15 protein-coding genes are annotated in these 19980 nt (G+C 73.8%); 7 read left to right on the top strand and 8 right to left on the bottom strand.

Going from position 1 to position 19980, the window contains the following annotated elements; genetic code table 11:
• The first annotated feature begins 20 nt into the window (after positions 1-20).
• The 5 genes from MUN78_RS11670 to ypfJ all read left to right on the top strand — a co-directional run bounded on the left by MUN78_RS11670 (position 21) and on the right by ypfJ (position 11082).
• Positions 21-4823 carry an efflux RND transporter permease subunit gene (locus MUN78_RS11670; RefSeq protein WP_244726604.1) on the top strand — a complete coding sequence of 1601 codons (4803 nt, stop codon included), beginning with the start codon at positions 21-23 and terminating at the stop codon, positions 4821-4823.
• Positions 4824-5138: 315 nt separating this feature from the next.
• Entirely contained in the window at positions 5139-6359 is a 1221-nt protein-coding gene (locus MUN78_RS11665) for a DEAD/DEAH box helicase (protein ID WP_346730567.1), read from the top strand.
• Positions 6360-6563: 204 nt separating this feature from the next.
• Positions 6564-8642 carry an acyl-CoA dehydrogenase family protein gene (locus MUN78_RS11660; protein ID WP_244726602.1) on the top strand — a complete coding sequence of 693 codons (2079 nt, stop codon included), beginning with the start codon at positions 6564-6566 and terminating at the stop codon, positions 8640-8642.
• Positions 8643-9143: 501 nt separating this feature from the next.
• Positions 9144-10121, top strand: a complete 978-nt coding sequence (pip, locus tag MUN78_RS11655; protein WP_244726600.1) for a prolyl aminopeptidase — start codon at positions 9144-9146, stop codon at positions 10119-10121.
• A 70-nt stretch (positions 10122-10191) separates the two neighbouring features.
• Positions 10192-11082, top strand: coding sequence for a KPN_02809 family neutral zinc metallopeptidase (ypfJ, locus tag MUN78_RS11650; RefSeq protein WP_244726598.1), 891 nt, complete (start codon positions 10192-10194; stop codon positions 11080-11082).
• An 87-nt stretch (positions 11083-11169) separates the two neighbouring features.
• Here ypfJ and MUN78_RS11645 read toward each other — a convergent pair whose 3' ends face one another.
• The 5 genes from MUN78_RS11645 to MUN78_RS11625 form a co-directional block, all read right to left on the bottom strand.
• A complete protein-coding gene (locus MUN78_RS11645; RefSeq protein ID WP_244726596.1) occupies positions 11170-12108 on the bottom strand; it encodes a LysR substrate-binding domain-containing protein in 939 nt (312 codons plus the stop codon).
• Positions 12105-12440 (bottom strand): MGMT family protein, encoded by a 336-nt coding sequence (locus MUN78_RS11640; protein ID WP_244726594.1) that lies wholly within the window; start codon positions 12438-12440, stop codon positions 12105-12107. Before MUN78_RS11640 ends, MUN78_RS11645 begins: the two co-directional genes overlap by 4 nt.
• A 127-nt stretch (positions 12441-12567) precedes the next feature.
• Positions 12568-13287 carry a VIT1/CCC1 transporter family protein gene (locus MUN78_RS11635; RefSeq protein WP_244726593.1) on the bottom strand — a complete coding sequence of 240 codons (720 nt, stop codon included), beginning with the start codon at positions 13285-13287 and terminating at the stop codon, positions 12568-12570.
• 272 nt (positions 13288-13559) lie between these two features.
• Entirely contained in the window at positions 13560-14216 is a 657-nt protein-coding gene (locus MUN78_RS11630) for a DedA family protein (protein WP_244690091.1), read from the bottom strand.
• Positions 14217-14277: 61 nt separating this feature from the next.
• Positions 14278-16224: a sensor histidine kinase gene (locus MUN78_RS11625; RefSeq protein WP_244726591.1), complete on the bottom strand. Its 1947-nt coding sequence runs from the start codon at positions 16222-16224 to the stop codon at positions 14278-14280.
• A gap of 109 nt (positions 16225-16333) precedes the next feature.
• Between MUN78_RS11625 and MUN78_RS11620 the strand changes: the two genes are divergently transcribed.
• Together MUN78_RS11620 and MUN78_RS11615 are read left to right on the top strand one after the other, a co-directional pair.
• Positions 16334-17020 carry a response regulator gene (locus MUN78_RS11620; protein ID WP_244726589.1) on the top strand — a complete coding sequence of 229 codons (687 nt, stop codon included), beginning with the start codon at positions 16334-16336 and terminating at the stop codon, positions 17018-17020.
• Between the two features lie 90 nt (positions 17021-17110).
• Positions 17111-17599 carry an SRPBCC family protein gene (locus tag MUN78_RS11615; protein ID WP_244726588.1) on the top strand — a complete coding sequence of 163 codons (489 nt, stop codon included), beginning with the start codon at positions 17111-17113 and terminating at the stop codon, positions 17597-17599.
• Here MUN78_RS11615 and MUN78_RS11610 read toward each other — a convergent pair.
• The 3 genes from MUN78_RS11610 to MUN78_RS11600 all read right to left on the bottom strand — a co-directional run bounded on the left by MUN78_RS11610 (position 17584) and on the right by MUN78_RS11600 (position 19965).
• Complete coding sequence (locus MUN78_RS11610) at positions 17584-18126, bottom strand: tetratricopeptide repeat protein (RefSeq protein WP_244726586.1); 543 nt, start codon at positions 18124-18126, stop codon at positions 17584-17586. The genes MUN78_RS11615 and MUN78_RS11610 overlap by 16 nt on opposite strands.
• Complete coding sequence (locus MUN78_RS11605; RefSeq protein WP_244690081.1) at positions 18123-18584, bottom strand: GNAT family N-acetyltransferase; 462 nt, start codon at positions 18582-18584, stop codon at positions 18123-18125. Before MUN78_RS11605 ends, MUN78_RS11610 begins: the two co-directional genes overlap by 4 nt.
• An 88-nt stretch (positions 18585-18672) precedes the next feature.
• Positions 18673-19965, bottom strand: coding sequence for a helix-turn-helix domain-containing protein (locus MUN78_RS11600; RefSeq protein WP_244726584.1), 1293 nt, complete (start codon positions 19963-19965; stop codon positions 18673-18675).
• Between the last annotated feature and the right edge of the window lie 15 nt (positions 19966-19980).

Raw genomic sequence — 19980 nt, 5'->3', positions numbered from 1 at the left:
CGCATGGGATAATCGACCCCATGCACCAGCTCACGGCGCTCAGCCTGAAGAACCGCGCGCTCATCGCGCTGGTCACGATCGTCGCGGCCGTGTTCGGCCTGCTCGGGGTGGGATCGCTGAAGCAGGAGCTGATGCCCTCGGTGCAGTTCCCCACCATCGCGGTCGTGACGAGCTATCCGGGGGCCTCGCCCGAGGTCGTGAACAACGACGTCTCGACGCCCATCGAGACCGCGCTGCGCGGCGTCCCGCACCTCGAGTCGTCGACGGCCACGTCGGGCACGGGCGTCTCCACGGTGCTCGCGGAGTTCACCTACGGCGTGGACATCGCCGCGACGGAGCAGAAGGTCGAGCGGGCGATCAGCCGCATATCGCAGGCGCTGCCCGCCTCCGCGGAGCCCCAGGTCGTCTCCGGCAGCATCGACGACTTCCCCGTGATCCAGATCGCCGTCACCCCGGCCGACGGGGAGACCCCGGAGAGCACGGCCCAGCTGCTCGATCGCGTCGCGATCCCCGAGCTCTCCGACCTCGACGGGGTGCGCGAGGCGAGCCTCACGGGCGCCCAGCTGGATCGGATCACGATCACCCCGGACGCCGGCCTGCTCGCCGCGAACGGGCTCAGCCCGCAATCGGTGACCGAAGCGCTCCAGCAGAGCGGCGTGCTCATCGCCGCGGGCACGGTCGCCGACGGCGACCGTACGCTCGCGGTGCAGGCGGGCTCGGAACTGCACAGCGCCGAGGAGATCGCCGCGATCCCCCTCCCGGCCGTCCCGGCGCAGCTCGCCGCTCCGCCGCAGGAAGACGACCCGGCCGCGGGCACGCCCCGCACGATCGGCGAGGTGGCCACGGTGGTGCTCGGACCCGGCCCCCAGGAGAGCATCTCGCGGGTGAACGGCGAGGCCGCGCTCACGATCGGCGTCACGAAGACCTCCGAGGCGAACACGGTCGAGGTGTCGCACGCCGTGCAGGAGGCGCTCGACGGACTCGCCGACCAGCTCGGCGGCGCGCAGCTCACGATCATCTTCGACCAGGCGCCGTACATCGAGCAGTCGATCCACACCCTCACGACCGAGGGGCTGCTCGGGCTCGTATTCGCCGTGCTCGTCATCCTCGTCTTCCTGCTCTCGGTGCGGGCGACCCTCGTCACCGCGATCTCGATCCCGACATCCGTGCTGCTCACCTTCATCGGGCTGAACTTCGCGGACTACACGCTGAACATGCTCACGCTCGGCGCGCTCACCATCTCGATCGGGCGCGTCGTCGACGACTCCATCGTCGTCATCGAGAACATCAAGCGGCATCTCGCGGACGGCGGGGACCGGACGGCGTCGATCATCGAGGCCGTGCGCGAGGTCGCCGGTGCGATCACTGCGTCGACCATCACGACGGTCGCGGTGTTCCTCCCCATGGCCTTCGTCTCGGGGATGGTGGGCGAGCTCTTCCGCCCCTTCGCGTTCACCGTCACCATCGCTCTCGCCGCCTCGCTCCTCGTCGCGCTCACCATCGTGCCCGTGCTGGCGTACTGGTTCCTGCGCGGGGACCGCGGCGGCCGAGTGCGGCAGCGCTCGAACGCGCCGGCGGAGGCCGAACGGCCGACCGCGCTGCAGCGCGGCTACCGCCCGATCATCGAGTGGACGCTGCGGCGCCCGGTGGTCACACTCCTCATCGCGGTCGTCGTCTTCGGGGCGACGCTCGCCGCAACGCCCCTCATGAAGACGAACTACCTCGGCAACGACGGGCAGAACTCCGTCGGGCTCGTGCAGACCCTGGAGCCCGGCACCAGTCTCGACGCCCAGCTCGCGCAGGCCGAGCGGGTCGAGGAGGCGCTGCAGGGCGTCGACGCCATCGAGACGGTGCAGGTGACGATCGGCAGCGCCGGCGGCGCGGGCGCCCTCTTCGGCGGCAGCGGCGACGGGTCCCTGAGCTACGCGATCACGACCGACGCGGACGCCGATCAGGCGGCGGTCCAGGACGAGATCCGCAGCGCCGTCGACGGACTGGAGGACGCCGGGGAGTTCTCGCTCGGCCAGTCGGGCGGCGGGGTGACGATGAGCAGCGCGATCGAGGTCGAGGTGACCGCCCCGGACCAGGCGACCCTCGCCGAGGCGAGCGATGCGGTGCTCGCGGCGCTGCGGGACGTCGACGGGCTCCAGGAGGTGGAGAGCGATCTCGGGCAGTCCCGACCGTTCCTGCGCATCGCGGTGGACCGCGGCCTCGCCGCCCGGGCGGGCCTCACCGAGGCGGGCGTCGCCGGGCAGGTCGCGCAGCAGATGCAGCCGAGCCAGATCGGCCAGATCACGATGGACGACGACACGGTGTCCGTGTACCTCGCCACCGGCACCGCGGCCGCCGACCAGACGGCGGTCGCGGCGCTGCCGATCCAGACCGCGCTCGGCGTGCAGCGGCTCGATCAGCTCGCCGGGATCGCGGTCGAGGACGGGCCGGTCACGGTGCGCACCGAGGACGGCGTGCGCATGGTGACCGTCTCGGCGCTGCCCGCCGAGGACGACCTGGGCACCGCGAGCGCGGCCATCACCACGGCGCTCGATGGACTCGAGCTGCCCGGGGGAGCCGACGCGGCCGTCGGCGGCGTGATCTCGCAGCAGGGCGAGGCGTTCGAGCAGCTCGGCCTCGCGCTCCTCGCCGCGATCCTCATCGTGTACGTCGTCATGGTCGCGACGTTCCGCAGCCTGCTGCAGCCGCTGCTGCTGCTCATCTCGGTGCCGTTCGCCGCGACGGGGGCGCTGCTGCTGCTCATCCTCACGGGGATCCCGCTCGGCGTCGCGTCGCTCATCGGCGTGCTCATGCTCATCGGCATCGTGGTGACCAATGCGATCGTGCTCGTCGATCTGATCAATCAGTACCGCAGACGCGGGGACCCGCTGCGGGACGCGGTGCTGCACGGCGCCCTGCAGCGTCTGCGGCCGATCGTCATGACGGCGCTCGCGACCATTCTCGCGCTCACCCCGATGGGCCTCGGCATCACCGGCAAGGGCGGCTTCATCTCGCAGCCGCTCGCGGTGGTGGTGATCGGCGGACTGCTGTCGTCGACCGTGCTCACGCTCGTCGTGCTCCCGACGCTGTACTACCTCGTCGAGCGGCGGCGCGAGCGCGGCTCGGGGGAGCGACGGACCCGGTCGCCCCGGGCCCCGAGGCCGCCGCGCCGCCGCGGCGGCGACGTCGTCGAGGCGGGGACGCTGGGCTTCACGGGCTCGGCTCCCGCGGTCGTCGGCGCAGCCGGAGCCGCAGCCGGTGCCGGTGACAGCGCTGGGGCGGGCGCGGCGCTCGGGGCCGGGATCGGGTCTGCGCGGACCGGTGCCGTGCAGAGCGACGTCGTGCAGGGCGACGACTTGCTCGCCGGTGCTGTGCAGAGCGACGTCGCGCAGGCCGGCGCGGCGCTGACCGACGCCGTGCGGACCGCTGCGGCGCAGACCGACACCGACGCGGAGGACTGGATCCCCGAGGATCCGGTGTCCCGTCGCCGCAGCACCTTCGTCGAGGAACCGCCGCACGTCGCCGAGGAACCGCCGCACGTCGTCGAGGAACCGCCGCACGTCACCGAGGATCCGCTGCACGTCGCCGAGGAGCCGGGCGCCGGGCCGATCGCTGCTCCGGTCGCGGATCCCGAGACCCAGCGCGCCATCCTCGACGAGCTCCTCCGCGTCGGACGCTCCGCCCCGGAGACGACGGCCCCGGCGCCCACGGTCTCGGCAGAACCGGGTGTCGCGCGGTCCGAGGACCGCGCTCGAGGCGTCGACGCGCCGAACGGGGAAGCCGACGTCGCCGATCGGCTCGATGCCGCGGCTCCGGACGCTGCCGACGCCTCCGAGCCGGTCGCTCCCGGCGGTGCAGACGCCGGCACGGCTGACCCGGTCGCGCCCGCCACGAGCGACGCGGACATCCCGCTCCAGGCGCTGCGGCTGCCCGAACCCGTGCCGGAGGACGCTGCCGTGATGGGACCGGCGACCGAGGAGATGTCGCTCGCGCTCGCCGATCTCGGCTTCGTCGGGGACGACAATCCGCTGAGCGACCTCTTCGCCGATGCCGGAGGCGTCGAGCGCCCGGAGGCACGGGAGTCGCGGATCGAGTCGGAGGCCGCGATCGAGCGCGAGACTCCGCTCGGGCAGGACGCGCCCGCCGATCCGGCTGCGCCGGACGCGCCCGCCGATCCGGCTGCGCCGGACGCATCCGCCGATCCGGCTGCGCCGGACGCATCCGCCGATCCGGACGCTCCCGCCGGTCCGGCTGGGCCCGCATCCCCCTTCGCGCCGGAATCCCTCCGCCACTCGGAGCGCCAGGACGATCCGGAGACCCCGGATGCGTCGGAGCCCGCGACCGTGCCGGAGGCTTCGACGGGATCGCCTGAGGAGGCCGAGGCCGAGGCCGATGCCTCGGCCGACGCCGCGACGGTGCAGCTCCGGCTTCCCGAGGCGGCGCCTCGGTCGCCGGAGCCTGCGGATCCCGTCGCAGCACCCGATCCCGAACCCGCCGCGCCGCCCGAGACCGCGCTGCGCCGGTCCGTCCCGCCCGAGACCGCGCCGTCCGATCCGGTGTTCCTCGCGCCGGAACAGCCGGAATCCGCTCCCGGTCCGCTCGAGCCGGAGCAGCCCGATACGGACGCCGATCCGACGGAGGCGGCCTCGGCGCCGCAGGCCGCGCCTCCGGTGACCGGCGAGCTCAATTGGGAGCAGTTGCTCTGGGAGGCGACGCAGGACGCCGAGGAGGCGGACGGCGGCTCCTCCCCGGACTCCGGCGCACGCTCGTCGGGCGACGAGCGCGACGGCGGTGCGGATCGCGGCGACGCGGACGGCGCGGGGGCGCGCTAGATGGCGCAGCGCCGCCGCGGAGGGTTCAAACCGCCCGCGAACTACGAGCCCGGGCGGAAGCCGGCGAGTCGGCGTCGCGCCCCGGGCGTCCCCCGCGACGCCGCGGCCCCGGGAGCGGAGCGCGCACCGGGGAAACCGAGGGCGGATCGCACCGCGGAGACGCCGGGTCGCGAACGCGCTGCGGGGAAGCCCGGCCGCGAACGCGCTGCGGGCCGGGCGGACGGCGGACGCGCGGCCGGGCAGCCGGATCGCGCGCGCTCTCGGAGGTCCGCGCCCCGGTCGGTGCCGGATCCCGCGGCGCGCCTCGACGCCCGCGTGACGACCGCCGCCGATGTCGCAGGGCTCGGCTTCGCCGACCTGGGCCTCGGCGGCAACATCGTCCGCACGCTCGCGGAGCTCGGGGCCGAACACCCGTTCCCGATCCAGGCGGCGACGATTCCCGACACGATCGCCGGCCGCGACGTCCTCGGTCGCGCGCGCACCGGATCGGGCAAGACCATCGCATTCGGAGCGGCCCTCGTCGAGCGGCTCCTGAAGCTGAAAGCCGAGGGCGTCTTCGCCGGGGATCCGGCCCCCGCGCCGGAGCGACGGCAGCGCGGCGTCCGCGCGCCGCGGCGCGTCGGACGCAATCCGAAGGCGCTGATCCTCGCGCCGACGCGGGAGCTCGCACTGCAGATCGACCGCACCGTGCAGCCGATCGCGCGCTCCGTCGGCTTCTACACCGCTCAGCTCGTCGGCGGCGTGCCGATCGACCCGCAGGTGCACGCGCTCGAACGCGGCATCGACATCGTCATCGGCACGCCGGGACGCGTGCAGGATCTCGTGAACCGGCGGAAGCTGGATCTGCGGGAGGTGCGCGTGACGGTGCTGGACGAGGCCGATCACATGTGCGACCTCGGCTTCCTCGAGCCGGTGCAGCGGGTGCTCCGCGACACCGTCCGCGGGGGACAGCGGCTGCTCTTCTCCGCGACGCTCGACAGCGGCGTCTCCGAGCTCGTCGCGGAGTTCCTCCGCGATCCCGCAGTGCACGAGGCCGAGGAGGCCGAGGCCGCCGCGGTGCAGCACCGCGTGCTCGTCGTGCTCCGCGAGGACAAGCCCCGCGTGCTCGAGGAGCTCGCCGCGTCGCCCGGGCGAATCCTGATGTTCTGCCGCACCCGGGCCTTCGCCGAGCAACTCGCGGAGCGGCTCGCGGAGGCGGGGGTCGAGGTCGCCGCCCTGCACGGGGATCTCAGTCAGGGCAGGCGGGAGCGGAACCTCGCCCGCTTCGCCTCGGGCCGCACGCGCGTGCTCGTCGCCACCGATGTCGCCGCGCGCGGCATCCACGTCGACGACGTCGACCTCGTCGTGCAGGTCGATCCGCCGGAGGACTTCAAGACGTACCTGCATCGCGCGGGCCGGACGGGGCGGGCCGGCAGCGGCGGCCGCGTCATCACGCTGATCCCGAGGACCCGGCAGCAGCGCACCCGCGAGATGCTCGCGGAGGCCGGGATCACGCCCGAGTACTTCGGAGACGGTGCGCCCGGCCAGCGCTTCTGACCCGCCCATGGAGCAATGCTCCATCTTCGGCCCGTCGGTTTTGCATGATTCATACAATCGCATCGGGTGGCGTCGCGGTGCCCCGTTGTGCGCTCCCGGGGGTCCGCTTGTCGCCGACGGCACCGCCTCCTAGCCTGTGAACAGCACCGGGAACCGGGGCGCCGACGTCGCGGCGGCCTCGGACGCGACGCCGAAGGAGCACCGATGAGCGACACCACCCCGCAGCCCGCCCCACGCATCGACATCGCCGCGGTCGGCGACGCGCTGCTCGGCACCTGGAAGACCGAGCGTCTCGCCTCGCGCGAGCTCGCCGCCGATCCGCGCCTGCACACGATCCCGGGCCAGCCGATGGCCGAGCACCGCGAGCGCGCGTTCGGGCAGCTCGGGATCCTCGTCGAGCACGGCGCCATCCAGCGCGCCTTCCCCCGGGCGCTCGGCGGCGGGGACAACCACGGCGGCAATATCGCGGCGTTCCAGGAGCTCGTGCTCGCCGATCCCTCGCTGCAGATCAAGAGCGGGGTGCAGTGGGGGCTCTTCGGCGCCGCGATCCTGCACCTCGGCACCGCCGCGCATCACGAGCGCTGGCTGCCGGACGTGATGAGCCTGCAGCTCCCCGGCGCCTTCGCGATGACCGAGATCGGCCACGGCTCCGACGTCGCCTCCATCGGCACCACCGCGAGCTACGACCCCGAGACCGAGGAGTTCGAGATCCACACCCCCTTCGCGGGGGCCTGGAAGGAGTTCCTCGGCAACGCCGCTCTGCACGGGCAGGCCGCCGTCGTCTTCGCGCAGCTCATCACCCGCGGGGTGAACCACGGAGTGCACGCCTTCTTCGTGCCGATCCGCACCCCTGACGGCGAACTGCTGCCGGGCGTCGGCAGCGAGGACGACGGCGTCAAGGGCGGGCTCAACGGCATCGACAACGGGCGCCTGCACTTCGACCACGTGCGCATCCCCCGCACGAACCTGCTCAACCGCTACGGCGACGTGGCGGCCGACGGCACCTACAGCTCCGGCATCGAGAGCCCGGGCCGCCGCTTCTTCACGATGATCGGCACGCTCGTGCAGGGGCGCGTATCGCTCGACGGCTCCGCGGCGCGTGCCATGTCGGCGGCGCTCGCGATCGCGGTGCGCTACGGGAACGAGCGCCGGCAGTTCCCCGGCGCCTCGAGCCGGGAGACGGTGCTGCTCGACTACGGGCAGCACCAGCGGCGACTCATTCCCCGGATCGCCCAGACCTACGCGATGACCTTCGCCGACGAGAAGCTCCTCACCGTCTTCGACGAGGTCTTCTCGGACACCCGGGACACGGACGAGAACCGCGAGGACCTGGAGACGCTCGCCGCGGCGCTCAAGCCGCTCTCCACCTGGGCCGCGCTCGAGACGCTCCAGGAGGCGCGCGAGGCCTGCGGCGGCGCCGGCTTCATCGGCAAGAATCGGCTCACGGGGCTGCGAGCCGACCTCGACATCTACGCGACCTTCGAGGGCGACAACAACGTACTGCTGCAGCTCGTGGGCAAGCGCCTGCTCACCGATTACTCGGCGCAGTTCAAGAACGCCGACCGTGCGGCGCTCGCGAAGGCCGTCGCGAGCCAGCTCGGTGACCGGGTGAGCCGCTTCGGGCTCCGCCAGCTCGGACAGAGCATCGCCGACCTCGGACAGGTCGCGCGGTCCGTGGAGAGCGTGCGCAGCCCCGAGGCGCAGCGCGCCCTGCTGACGGACCGCGTGCAGACCATGGTGTCGGAGATCGCGCTCGCCCTCCGCGACGCGACGAAGGACGTGCCGAAGAGCAACCAGCGCGCGAAGGCCATCGCGAACGAGAACGCCTTCAACGCCCAGCAGCACAAGCTCATCGAGGCGGCGCGCGCCCACGGCGAGCTGCTGCAGTGGGAGGCGTTCACGGAGGCCATCGAGCGGATCGCGGACCCGGGCTCCCGCCAGGTGCTCACCTGGCTGCGCGACCTCTTCGGGCTCGGCCTCATCGAGACCCACGCGGCCTGGTACCTCGTGCAGGGCCGGCTCTCGGGGCACCGCGCCGAGTCGATCACCGCGTACATCGATCGACTCATCACGCGCCTGCGTCCGCACGCCCAGGACCTGGTCGATGCCTTCGGACTGACCCCGGAGCTGCTGCGCGCCGAGATCGCCACGGGCATCGAGGCGGAGCGCCAGCAGGAGGCCCACGACTACGTCGAGGCGCAGCGGGCGGCCGGCGCGTGGCCGATCCACGAGAAGGAGCTGCGCGCGCAGCAGAAGTCGGCGGCGAAGCGCGCGTCCGCCTGACCTGCGCCGAGCGCGGCCGCCGGGTCCCGGCCGCTGGGCGGGTGTCGAGCTCGGCCGCTTGTTTCGCGCCGTGCCCTGCCGCTGGGTCCCAGCCGCACGCGCTCGTCTGATCTGCCGTGCGAGTTCCCGTTCCGGTTCCGTCCGGCTTCCGCGCCCCCATCCCCTCCGCACCACTCTCCGCCCCACCCCCATCCGCACTTTCCACCCCACCCCATCCCATTCCCGGCCATCCCCGTCCCCGGATCCGGGTCGCTCTCGCAGGGTCAGCACCCTGAGAACCGTGCCGGAGGGACCCGGATCCGGGCGGAGGTGCCGCAATGGCCTGAATCAGGGGCCGGGGATAGGGGGAGGGCGGTGCCGGAGGGGCCCGGATCCGGGCGGAGGTGCCGGAGCGACCCCGATCGGGAGGAGGGAGGAGGGCGCGACCGGGAAAGGGAGGGAACGCCCCGGGACGCACGATGCACGATGCACGACGCACGGTGCCGGAGATAGGGTGAGGGGATGAGCGGAGCCCTGCGCGCACTGTACCCGCCGATCGAGGCGGACGCCTTCGGGCGGCTGGACGTCGGCGACGGCCAGCAGATCTTCTGGGAGAGCTGCGGCAACCCCGATGGGAAGCCCGTCGTCTTCCTCCACGGCGGGCCGGGCGGAGGGTGCGCGCCGGACCACCGCAGGTACTTCGATCCCGAGCGCTACCGGATCGTGCTCTTCGACCAGCGCGGCTGCGGCCGGAGCCTGCCCCACGCGGGCGCGCCCGATGCGGATCTGACGGCGAACACCACCTGGCACCTCGTCGCGGACATCGAGCGGCTGCGGGAGCACCTCGGGATCGAGCGCTGGCAGGTCTTCGGGGGCTCCTGGGGGTCGACGCTCGCGCTCGCCTACGCGCAGACCCACCCCGAACGGGTCGCCGAGCTCGTGCTGCGCGGGATCTTCACGCTGCGCCGCAGCGAGATCGACTGGTTCTATCAGGAGGGCGCCTCCCAGATCTTCCCCGATGCGTGGGCGGATTACCTCGCGGCGATCCCGGAGGGCGAGCACGGGGATCTGCTCGCGGCGTACCGTCGGCGCCTGGAGGATCCCGATCCCGCCGTCCACGTCCCGGCTGGGGTCGCCTGGACCGCCTGGGAGCACTCGACGATCCGGCTCATCCCCGACGCGGAGGCGATCGCGGACGCCCGCGAGGACACGGCCGCGGCGGTCGCCTTCGCCCGCATCGAGAACCATTACTTCTCGCACGGCGGCTGGCTGGAGGAGGGGCAGCTCATCCTCGATGCGGCCGCGCGGCTCGCCGGCATCCCCGCGGTCATCGTGCAGGGCCGCTACGACGTCTGCACGCCGCCGCGCACCGCGTGGGATCTCCACGAGGCCTGGCCCGAGGCGGAGCTGGAGATGATCCCGGACGCCGGCCACGCGGCGAGCGAGCCCGGCATCGTCGACGCCCTCGTGCGCGCCACGGACCGCTTCGCCGCGCGGTGAAGCGCCCGGCACGCCGGCGGCTGGCCATACACTGGGACCAGCATCACCGTCCCGAGCCGAGGAAGCCGCGATGACCTTCAACGACAACGTCAGGATCGACACGAGCAAGGTGTCCAAGCGCAGCGGGGCGAAGCGCGGCGGCATGATCGCCGGCGGGGGCGGACTCGTCGTGATCCTGCTGGCCATCGGCTCGCAGCTCCTCGGCATCAACCTCATGCCGTTCCAACCGCTCGCGGAGGATCTCGTCGGCTCCGGCCCGATCGCCGCGGAGCAGAGCGGCGAGCTCGTCGGCTGCGAGAGCGGGGCCGACGCGAACACCGACGCGGAGTGCCGCATGGCCGCGACCGCCGACGCGCTCGACCGCTACTGGGCGACTCAGGTCGGCAACTACCGGGCACCCGGCCCGGTCGTGCTCTTCAGCGGCCAGACCCAGTCGGGCTGCGGCGCCGCATCGTCCGCGACCGGTCCGTTCTACTGCCCCGCCGACGAGACGATCTACGTCGACGTCGCCTTCTTCGACACGCTGAGCAGCCAGTACGGCGCCTCCGACGGCTCCCTCGCGCAGATGTACGTGCTCGCGCACGAGTGGGGGCACCACATCTCGAATCTGATCGGCTCACTGCAGGGCGCCGGCCGCGAGACCGGGGCGAGCTCGGGATCGGTGCGGCTCGAGCTCCAGGCCGACTGCTTCGCGGGCGCCTGGGTGCAGAACGCTTCGACCGTCGCCGATGACGGCGGAGTGCCCTTCCTCAAGCCCGTCACCGAGCAGCAGATCGCCGACGCGATGAGCGCCGCGGCGGCCGTGGGCGACGACCACATCATGGAGTCGGCGGGCGTCGGCGTGGATCCCGAGCGCTTCACGCACGGCACCTCGGAGCAGCGGCAGCGCTGGTTCATGACGGGCTACGAGCAGGGACCCACCGCCTGCGGCACCTTCGACGTGCCGGCATCGGAGCTCTGACCCCGAAGCCGACGCCTGAGCCGACGCGGAACCGAAGCCGGAACCCGGAACGGATCGCCGGGCTCCGGTCCGCCGATCGCGGCGCGCTCAGCGCCGCTTGCGCCGCTTCGCCTGTCTGGCCTCCGCGCGCTTGCGCTCGGCCTTCTCCTTCGCGGCCTGCAGCTGCGCGCCGCGCGAGTTCGGCTTGAGCTTCGGGGCGGCCTTCCGGGGCTGCTCACGGGTGCGCGGCTCGCGCGCCGTGCTCCGCGCCTCCTCGCGCGCCGACTCCCGGGAACTGCCCGCGGTGCGCCCGCGGAGGATCCCGGCGAGATGCTGCACCGTGGCGTCGTCCCGTTCCCGATCCCACACCGCCCAGACGACGGAGCCCTCCAGCTGCGCCTCGCCCGGCGCGGCGCGCAGCGGCAGCACGACGTGCTCGCGCTTGCTCGCGAGGTGCCTCGCGAGCGGCAGCGGCAGCAGCATCGCGCCGGCGCCCGTCGCGACGAGCGCCAGCGCCGCCTCGGGGCCGGCCGGCATCCACGCGGGCTCGGCCCAGGGCGCGGCGGCTGGCCAGCTCGGGTGGTGGTCGGGGTGGTCGAGCAGCGTCACGAGGCCGAGGTCCTCGGGGCCCGCATCGTCCTGCTCCGCCAGCTCGTGATCCCGCGGCACGACGAGGGCGAGGACTTCGGCGTACAGGCGGATCGCATGCCGCGATCCCGTGCCGCCGCCGGCACCGGCACCGCCGGCACCGCCGGCACCGGCACCGCCGGGCCCCGCCTCGGAGCGCTCCGTGTCCGCCGGTCGGGCGCCCGGGGACGTGCGCTCGATGAGCACATCGCAGCTCGCGGCCGCCTCGGCGGTCGCGGGATCGGCGGCGTCTCGGGCGGAGCCGTAGGCCGTATCGAGGGGCACGAGTTCCAGCACCCGGCCGGGCGTGGCCGCCTTCCACCGCCTGGCCCAGGTGCTCGGCGCGACGCCCCGCGGGAATCCGAGGCGGAGGGGTCGGGGCGCGTCGGCGTCTGGCCGCGCATCGGGTGGCGTCGTCACAGGGCGACCTCCGCGTAGATCTCGTGGGTGTAGGGCAGCCGGGCCGAGGACAGGGCGATCCGGTAGTCCTCGTCGTCGGCGCGCCGGAGCGGCGTGCCCTCGGCGAGGTAGTGGGGCAGCGCGAGCCGCGCGTGGCCCTGCGGGGGCAGCCCGCTCGCGGGCACCACGCGCCACCACGGCGCGGCGTGCCCGTAGAGGGCCATGACCCGCCCGACGGCGCGGGGCGCCTCCGAACCGATCGCGATGCCGACGTCGCCGTAGGTCATCACGCGCCCCTCGGGGATGCGCGCGACGACGGCGAGCACGGCGTCGACGAACTCGGGGCTGGGCATGCGACCAGCCTACGCGGCGCGTCGGCGGCGGGCGATCCGGCGCGGCGGGCGATCCGGCGCGGTGCGCGGCACGGCGCGCTGGGCGGTCCGCCGGAGGCGGCCGCAGGCGCGGTGCCGCCGGCGGGCCTCAAGCGGCGGAGACGCCGAGCAGCGTGCCGATCGTGTAGGTGGCGGCGACCGCGATGCTGCCGAAGAGCAGCTGCCTGGCGGCACCCGCGAGCCAGCTGCGGCGCGTGAAGCGTGCGGCGATGCCTCCGGCGAGGAGCAGGCCGACCCCGCCGAAGGCGAGCCCCCAGCCGAGCACGCCGAAGCCGAGGAGGAACGGGAGGATCGGGATCAGCGCCCCGATGCCGAAGGCGCACAGCGAGGCGATGGCGGCGACCCAGGGGGACGGCTTCTCCTCCGGGCTCACCCCGAGCTCCGAGAGCAGGTGCATCCGCACCGCGACCTCGCCGTTGGCATGGACCTGACGGGCGACGGCACCGGCGGTCTCGGCGTCGACGCCCAGACCCTCGAAGAGCCGCCTGAGCTCGGCCTGCTCGCCCTCGGGGTTGCGCAGGTGCGCCTCGCGTTCGATGCGGACCTCGGCGTCGAGCTGCTCGTTGGCGGTGCGCACGGAGGTGAACTCGCCGAGCGCCATCGAGATCGCGCCGGCTATGAGGCCGGAGATGCCGGTGATGGCGACGATGCCGGGGGCGGCGCCGGCGGCGGCGATGCCCGCGATGAGACCGAGGTTCGAGACGAGACCGTCCATGGCGCCGAAGACGCCGGCGCGCAGCCAGCCGGAGGTCACGTCGGCGTGGCTGTGGTCGTACTCGTGGGGTGCGGCGATGTCGATCACGCTCATGGTCCTCCCGGGTCCCGCCCGTGCGCATGCCGCGCACGGTGAGCCACGCTAGCAAGGTTTCGCGGGGAGGGAGAAGCCCTGATCCGAGGTCGATCCGCCGCCCCGAGGGAGTTCGACGCGCCGAACTTAGGGTGTCGATGGAGCCGTCGACGGGGCCGCCAGTGGGGCCGTCGAAGTGCCCGTCGACGGGACCGTCGAAGTGACCGCCGACGGGGCCGCCGACAGTGCCGCCGACCCGCTCGTCGCTCAGCCCGCCGGCACCGCCTCGTCGATCAGCCCGCCGCCTCCGCGCCGCCCGCCGCCTCCGGCCCGCCTGCAGCGACCGCGCCGGACGGCGCGCGCATGCGGCGGCGGGCGACGAGGTCGATGCCCCAGCCGACGAGGAGCATGATGCCGATGGCGAGCAGGGCGGAGTACACCGGGTTGCCGAGCCACGCGACCGACACGGAGGCGATCGCGACGCACATCGCCGCCCACGCGGCGCTCGCGAGTGCCGAGTACGCGAGGAAGCGGCGGTAGTGCAGCCCCGAGGCGCCGGCGAGCGCGTTCACGGCGACCCGGCCGACAGGGATGTACCGGCCGACGAGCACGAGGGTCGCCGGCGCGGCGTGCACGCGCGCGGCGAGCCAGGCGGTCGTGCGGCGCATGCGCGGCCGGCGCATCCAGGCCAGACGCTCGAGGCCGAAGCGCCGTCCGATGAGGAAGGCGACGCTGTCGCCCGCGGCCGCTCCGAGCCCAGCGAGCGCCGCGACCGCGGCGATCCACCAGTGGTCGTGGCCGAGCGCGATGCCGGTCGCCAGCACCGCGACGACAGTCGTCTCGCTCGGTACCGGAGGGAAGAAGCCGTCGATGATGCAGACGGCGGCGATGAGGATCGGCAGCCAGGGCGAGACGATGAGTGCGGAGATGAGGTCGGGGAGGGCGTCCATGCGGCAACGGTAGGCGCCGGGCCCCGGCCGGGGCGTCACCCCGGCGGACGATTCCGACCCCCTACGGGAGAGGGAGGAGCGCCCGCACCCGGAAGCCCGCCTCGGCGGTCGCCCCCGTCTCGACGGTCCCACCGACGGCCGAGACGCGCTCGGCGACGCCGGAGAGGCCGAGCCCGGCTCCCGGAGCGGGAGGCTGCTCCCCGCTCGCGTCGCCGACGGGGCCGTTGACGATCTCGACCGCGAGCCCCGCGCCCGTCGCATCCACGGTGACGCGGATCTCGGCCCCGGGGGCGTGCCTGACCGCGTTGCTCAGCGCCTCCTGGACCACCCGATAGGCGGTGAGCGCGGTCGCGGTCGGCACCGCGCGCCCGCCGACCGCGATCCGGGATGCGATGCGCGCCCCGGAGCGTCGCGTGGCCTCGATGAGCGCGGGAAGCTCGTCGAGGGTCGGCTGCGGCGCGAGTGCGGCCGAGGCCTCGCCGGGGGAGCGCAACAGCGCGAGCAGGCCGCGCATCTCGCCGAGCGCTCGTCTCGAGGCCTGCGCGATCGAGTCGAACTCCTGCGCGACGGCGTCATCCAGGCCGGGCAGCCGGTAGGGCGCGGTCGTCGCCTGAACGCTGATCACCGACATGCTGTGCGCGACCACGTCGTGGAGCTCTTGCGCGATGCGGGTGCGCTCGTCGCTCTCCCGGCGCTGCTCGGCGAGATCCTCGTTGGTGCGGCGCGCCGCCTGCAGCGCCCCGCGGCTCGCCCCGAGGAGACGGAGCGACACGCCGATCGCGGCGACGCCGAGCGTCACCGCGGCCGCGACGATCACCGTGTTTCCCGCGACGGCCTCCCGGCTCGCGGCCGCGGCGGCCCCGGGCGGGACGAGGGCGACGAGGAGCGGCAGGATCTGCGGGGCCGCCCACGCGACGGCGACCGTCGACCAGCGGTGCCGGAGCGCCACGATCGCGAGTAGCACCGCCTGGACGACGATCGTCGTGGCCGGCCACGGCCAGGGCCAGGTCACGGTGCCCGCCGCCGCGAGCGCGGTGCCGGCGAGCGCGGCCGACTGCGCGGCGATCGCCGCCCACGGCAGCCTGACCGCGAGCAGCAGCGCGGCCGCGTGCGCGAAGGAGATGAGCATCGCGATGGCCGCCGGGACCGGGTAGAGCACGGCGAGGACGGGCCAGTCGACCGCGATCGTGACGATGGCGGCCGCGACGGCCGCGATCCAGCTCCAGCCGTCCGCGGAGAGCTCAGCCGCGAGGCGGGGCGCGCCCGGGCCAGGGGCGGCGGGCCCGGAAACGGCGGGCCCGGCAGCGGCGGACCCGGCAGCGGCGGACCCGGGGCGCTCCGCCGATCCGCCCGCGGCTGCCGTGCGCCCCCGTGCGCCGAGCGCCGCGGCGGTCGTCGAGGCGTCGAGAAGTGCGAGCCCGCGCATCACGAGCGGCAGCGTGACAAGGAGGACGGCGCCGATGACGAAGGTGAAGGCGACGTCGAGGGCGAAGGCGTTCGCCAGGGCGTCGGGAGCGGCGCCGTCGGTGATCGCCTCGAGGATGATCCCGGCCAGGGGCGTGTCGTCGCGGGGCAGGAAGACCGCCCACAGCCCGTAGCTCAGCCCGCCGAGCGCGCCGAGCGTCCAGCTCGTCGCGACGACGAAGGTCACCGTCCGCAGCGGGAACGCGATCAGCGTCTCGAAGGCGAGATCGAGCCAGCGGCGTGCGTCGAGCGCGCGCCGGAGGAGACCGACGAAGCCCGGGCGCGGCTCGGGGGGTGCGACCCGCCCCGGTTCGACGCCCCAGCGGCGCAGACGGGCGCGGGAGAGTTGCGCGAATCGCGAGGCGAGCAGCAGCGCGAACGGGAGCACGAGTGCACCGATCCAGACGATGTACGTGGCGAGCGCGAAGACGGTGAGCGGGACGAGGACGACGAATGCGCACAGCGCGAGCGGGAAGCCGGGCATGACGTAGGCGTAGTCGCGGGCGAGGCCGGCCAGGCGGCGCTCGGGGGCGTGGGGGATCATGGTCAACACCGTAGACGCCGCGCACGAACGGCGCGTCACCCCGCGGAGGGATCCCGGGTGCTACCGGGGAGGGATCCGCCGGCCGGGAGGGGTCGGTAGCATCGGCGGTATGGGACGAAGCGGAGCACCGGGAACGGAGATCGCCGTCGCGATCATCGACGACCAGGCGATGGTGCGCGAGGGATTCGGCGCGCTGCTGTCGGCGCAGGAGGACATCACCGTCGTGGGGAGCGCCGCGGACGGCAGCGAGGCCGTGCAGCTCGTGCGGCGCACCCGGCCGCACGTCGTGCTCATGGACATCCGCATGCCGCAGCTCAACGGCCTCGACGCCACGCGGGCGATTCTCGCGATGCCCGGCCTCGAGCATCCGCGCGTCATCATCCTGACCACCTTCGACGCCGACGAGTACGTGTTCTCGGCGCTGCGTGCGGGCGCGAGCGGCTTCCTGCTCAAGGACGCCACCGCAGAGGATCTCGTGGCCGCCGTGCGCATCGTCGCGGCGGGCGACGCGCTCCTCGCGCCCTCCGTGACGAGCCGGCTCATCGCCGACTACGCCGCCCGACCCGCGCCGCGGGAACCGGCGGCGGAGCTCATGGCGCTCACCCCGCGCGAGCTCGAGGTGATGCGCCTCATCGCGACCGGTCGCTCCAACGCGGAGATCGCGGGCGAGCTCTTTCTGGCCGAGCAGACCGTGAAGACGCACGTCTCGCGGGTGCTCGGCAAGCTCGGACTGCGCGACCGCGCCCAGATCGTCGTCGCGGCCTACGAATCGGGGCTGATCTCCGCCGGGCGCTGACCCGCCGACGGTGCGGCGGGCGTACGCTGGAGTCGAGCCCGCGCACGCGGGCCGGAGCACGGGTCGTCGGCCCGGGAGCGGGAGGCCGGCATGACCGAGGCGAGCGGACGGGTGGTCGAGACGGCACGGGGACGCGATCTGGTGCTCGCGCGATCGTTGGCGCTGCCGATCGCCGAGGCGTGGGCGTACCTCACCGAGTCCGAGCTGACCGAGCAGTGGTTCGGCCCCTGGGAGGGGGACGCGCGCACCGGGGGAGCCGTGCGCGTGCGCATGCGCTTCGAGGATCACGAGCCCGCGATCCGGATCGGGATCCGTCTCTGCGAGGCGCCCGAGCGACTCGCGCTGGAGGCCGAGTCCGAAGTCGGCGGCTGGAAGCTCGACCTCGCGCTCGAAGCCGAGGGCGATGACGACGCCCTGCTGGTGTTCACCCACCACCTGGAGGGCGACGATCCGATCGGGGAGATCGGGCCGGGCTGGGAGTACTACCTGGACTTGCTCGTCGCGGCGACCGAGGGCACCGAGCGGCCCGGCTTCGATCAGTACTACCCGGCGCTGCGGGAGGCCTATCTCGAGATGTAGCGCGGCTGCGGCGGGTCGAGAGGATCCGCAGCGGGCGCCTCGATGAGCTCCTCCGCGTAGCGCTCGACGGCGGCACGGTACCGGGGCAGCGTGCGGGCGAGCGCCGTCAGCGCGACGCGGAGCGCCTCGTCCGTTCGCCCCGCGTCCCGCAGCGCGAGCGCGAGGAAGGCCCGCGGGGCGTCCCCGACGACGGTCGCATCCGGGGAAGCCGCCGCGGGGCGGTCCCGCAGCAGCCGGATCGCCTCCTCGGGACGTCCCGTGTTCCGGAGCGAGCTCGCGAGCTGGATCACCGCCTGGCGTTCGCGGTCGCCGGCGAGCCCGGCGCGGAGCGCGGCCTCGTACAGCGGGACGGCCTCCCGCTCGCGCCCGAGGAAGTCGTGCACCGACGCCCATTCGTAGAGCGCGTCGGGATCGTCGGCGGGCCGCTCGGAGACCAGCGCGCGCATCTCCCGCAGCGCCTCCTCCGGGCGGGCGTCGTCCGCGGTCGCCCAGTAGGCGTCGATCCGCGCCTCCCAGGAGCCGGTCACCGCTCGGCCCTCGCGAGGTGCCGCACGGGGTACGGACGGCCGTCACCGTCGCGCTCGCTCCGCCCCTGCGGCGCGAAGCCGCGCGCCAGGTAGAAGGCGAGCGCCTCGGGGTTCTGCTCGTTGACGTCGACGCGGACGACGCCGTGCCGTGTCACGGCCTCCTCCAGCAGTGCCGTGCCGACGCCGGTGCCGCGGGCCGCGTCCGCGACGAACAGCATCTCCAGGTTCCCGTCGGAGACCCCGGCGAAGCCGAGGGCACGACCGTCGCGCTCGGCCACGATCAGGGCCACCGCGGGGAAATACCCCGTGGCGAGGGCGCCCTCGATCCGGGCGAAGTCGGAGTCGGCCAGGAAGTGGTGGGTCGCCCGCACGGCGCTCCGCCAGATCTCCACGAGAGCCGGGTACTCCTCTGGGCCCGCGCAGGGGCGGATCGTCGGCCGGGGCTCGGTATCGCGCATGCTCCCAGTCTCCCACTCGTCACGGCGAGATCGGGACGCGCGGCGGCTCCGGGGGTCGAGGCCCTCCGACCTCACCCGGTCGAGCGGATCACCCCACGCGCATCGGTACGGCTTCCACGCCGAGCTCGGCGCGCAGCCGTTCCGCGAGCCCATCGGCCGCGGCGCCGAGACCGCCCTCGTAGGCGAGCCAGTACTCCACGTCGTCCTCCCCTGCGGCGATCACCTCGCCCGCGACCGTCCGGGCGAGGTCCGCGTCGGCGACGGGCAGGATGAGCACCGGCCGGAAGCTCTCCCGGTCGATCCCGCGGATCACCGCCACCCAATCGAGCGGCGGGGCGCCTCCGGCAGGCACGCGGACCGGCAGCAGATGCGGCCTGGGCGGGGTCGTGATCCGCTCGGGCATCTCCGGTGCGCGCGCGAGCTCGGCCACCGTGCGGAAGAGATCCGCCCGCCCGCCCAGGTTCTTCACCAGCAGCGGCGTGATGCTGAGGCGCGACGGCCGCTGCTCGGCCTGCTCCGCGCCGCGAAGCGCCTCGGCCAGGGACCGCCCGAGCTCGCGGCACGGCGGAGCCTCATCATCGGCCTCGACGAGCCCGCGGGTGCGACGGCGATAGTCGGCGGGGGATTCTCCGAACCAGGCGCGGAAGGCCCGGGTCAGGTACTTCAGATCGGAGAACCCGCATTCGGCCGCGATCTGCGCGACGGTCGCGTCGTCTCGGACCAGCTTCCGTTCCGCGGCGCTGACCCGCAAGTAGGTGAGGAGATCGCTGAAGCTGACCGCGGTCGTCTCGCGCACGATGCGCGAGAGCGATGCCTTGCGGTAGTGCAGCCCCGTGGCGATCTGGTCGAGCACGTCGCGTTCGGCGATCCGGTCCTGCATGGCGATCACGAGCTGCCTGAACTGCAGCCGCCGGGCGCGGCTCGGACTGCGCCGTCGCTCGTAGTAGTCCTCGAAGGCGTACCCGTCCGCGAGCTCGGCGAGCAGCGCGGCGGCGCGTTCGAGATCGTGGCCCGGCGCGGCCAGCAGGACGTCCAGGATCCTCCGGCGCAGCGAGTTCTCGGTGCGCCGGAAGCGAGGCAGGTCGAACGACTCGCAGGCGAAGATCACCCCTCCGAGTCCGGGCACATGATCCGCGAACTCCTCGAGGCGCAGCTGCAGGATCGCGGTCGCGTTGTCCGCCGAACCGACGAGCAGATGCGGATCCCCCGCGTTGAGCACGGCGTAGTCCCCCTCGCGCAGCGCGAAGCGCTCGCAGCTCACCGTGACGTCGAGCGCACCGCGGAGGACGAGGACGATCTCGAGCACGCCCGGATGCGCGCGCAGCGACGTGCGCCGCACCGCGGAGTAGCCGATCTGGATCGCCGAGCCGTCGTGAATCATCCTCGGATCAGGATA

Origin of the sequence: Leucobacter allii, assembly GCF_022919155.1 — a bacterium.
Taxonomy (GTDB): Bacteria; Actinomycetota; Actinomycetes; order Actinomycetales; family Microbacteriaceae; genus Leucobacter; species Leucobacter allii.
Note: the sequence above shows the minus strand (reverse complement) of the source record. Positions and strands in the feature narration are given on the sequence as shown.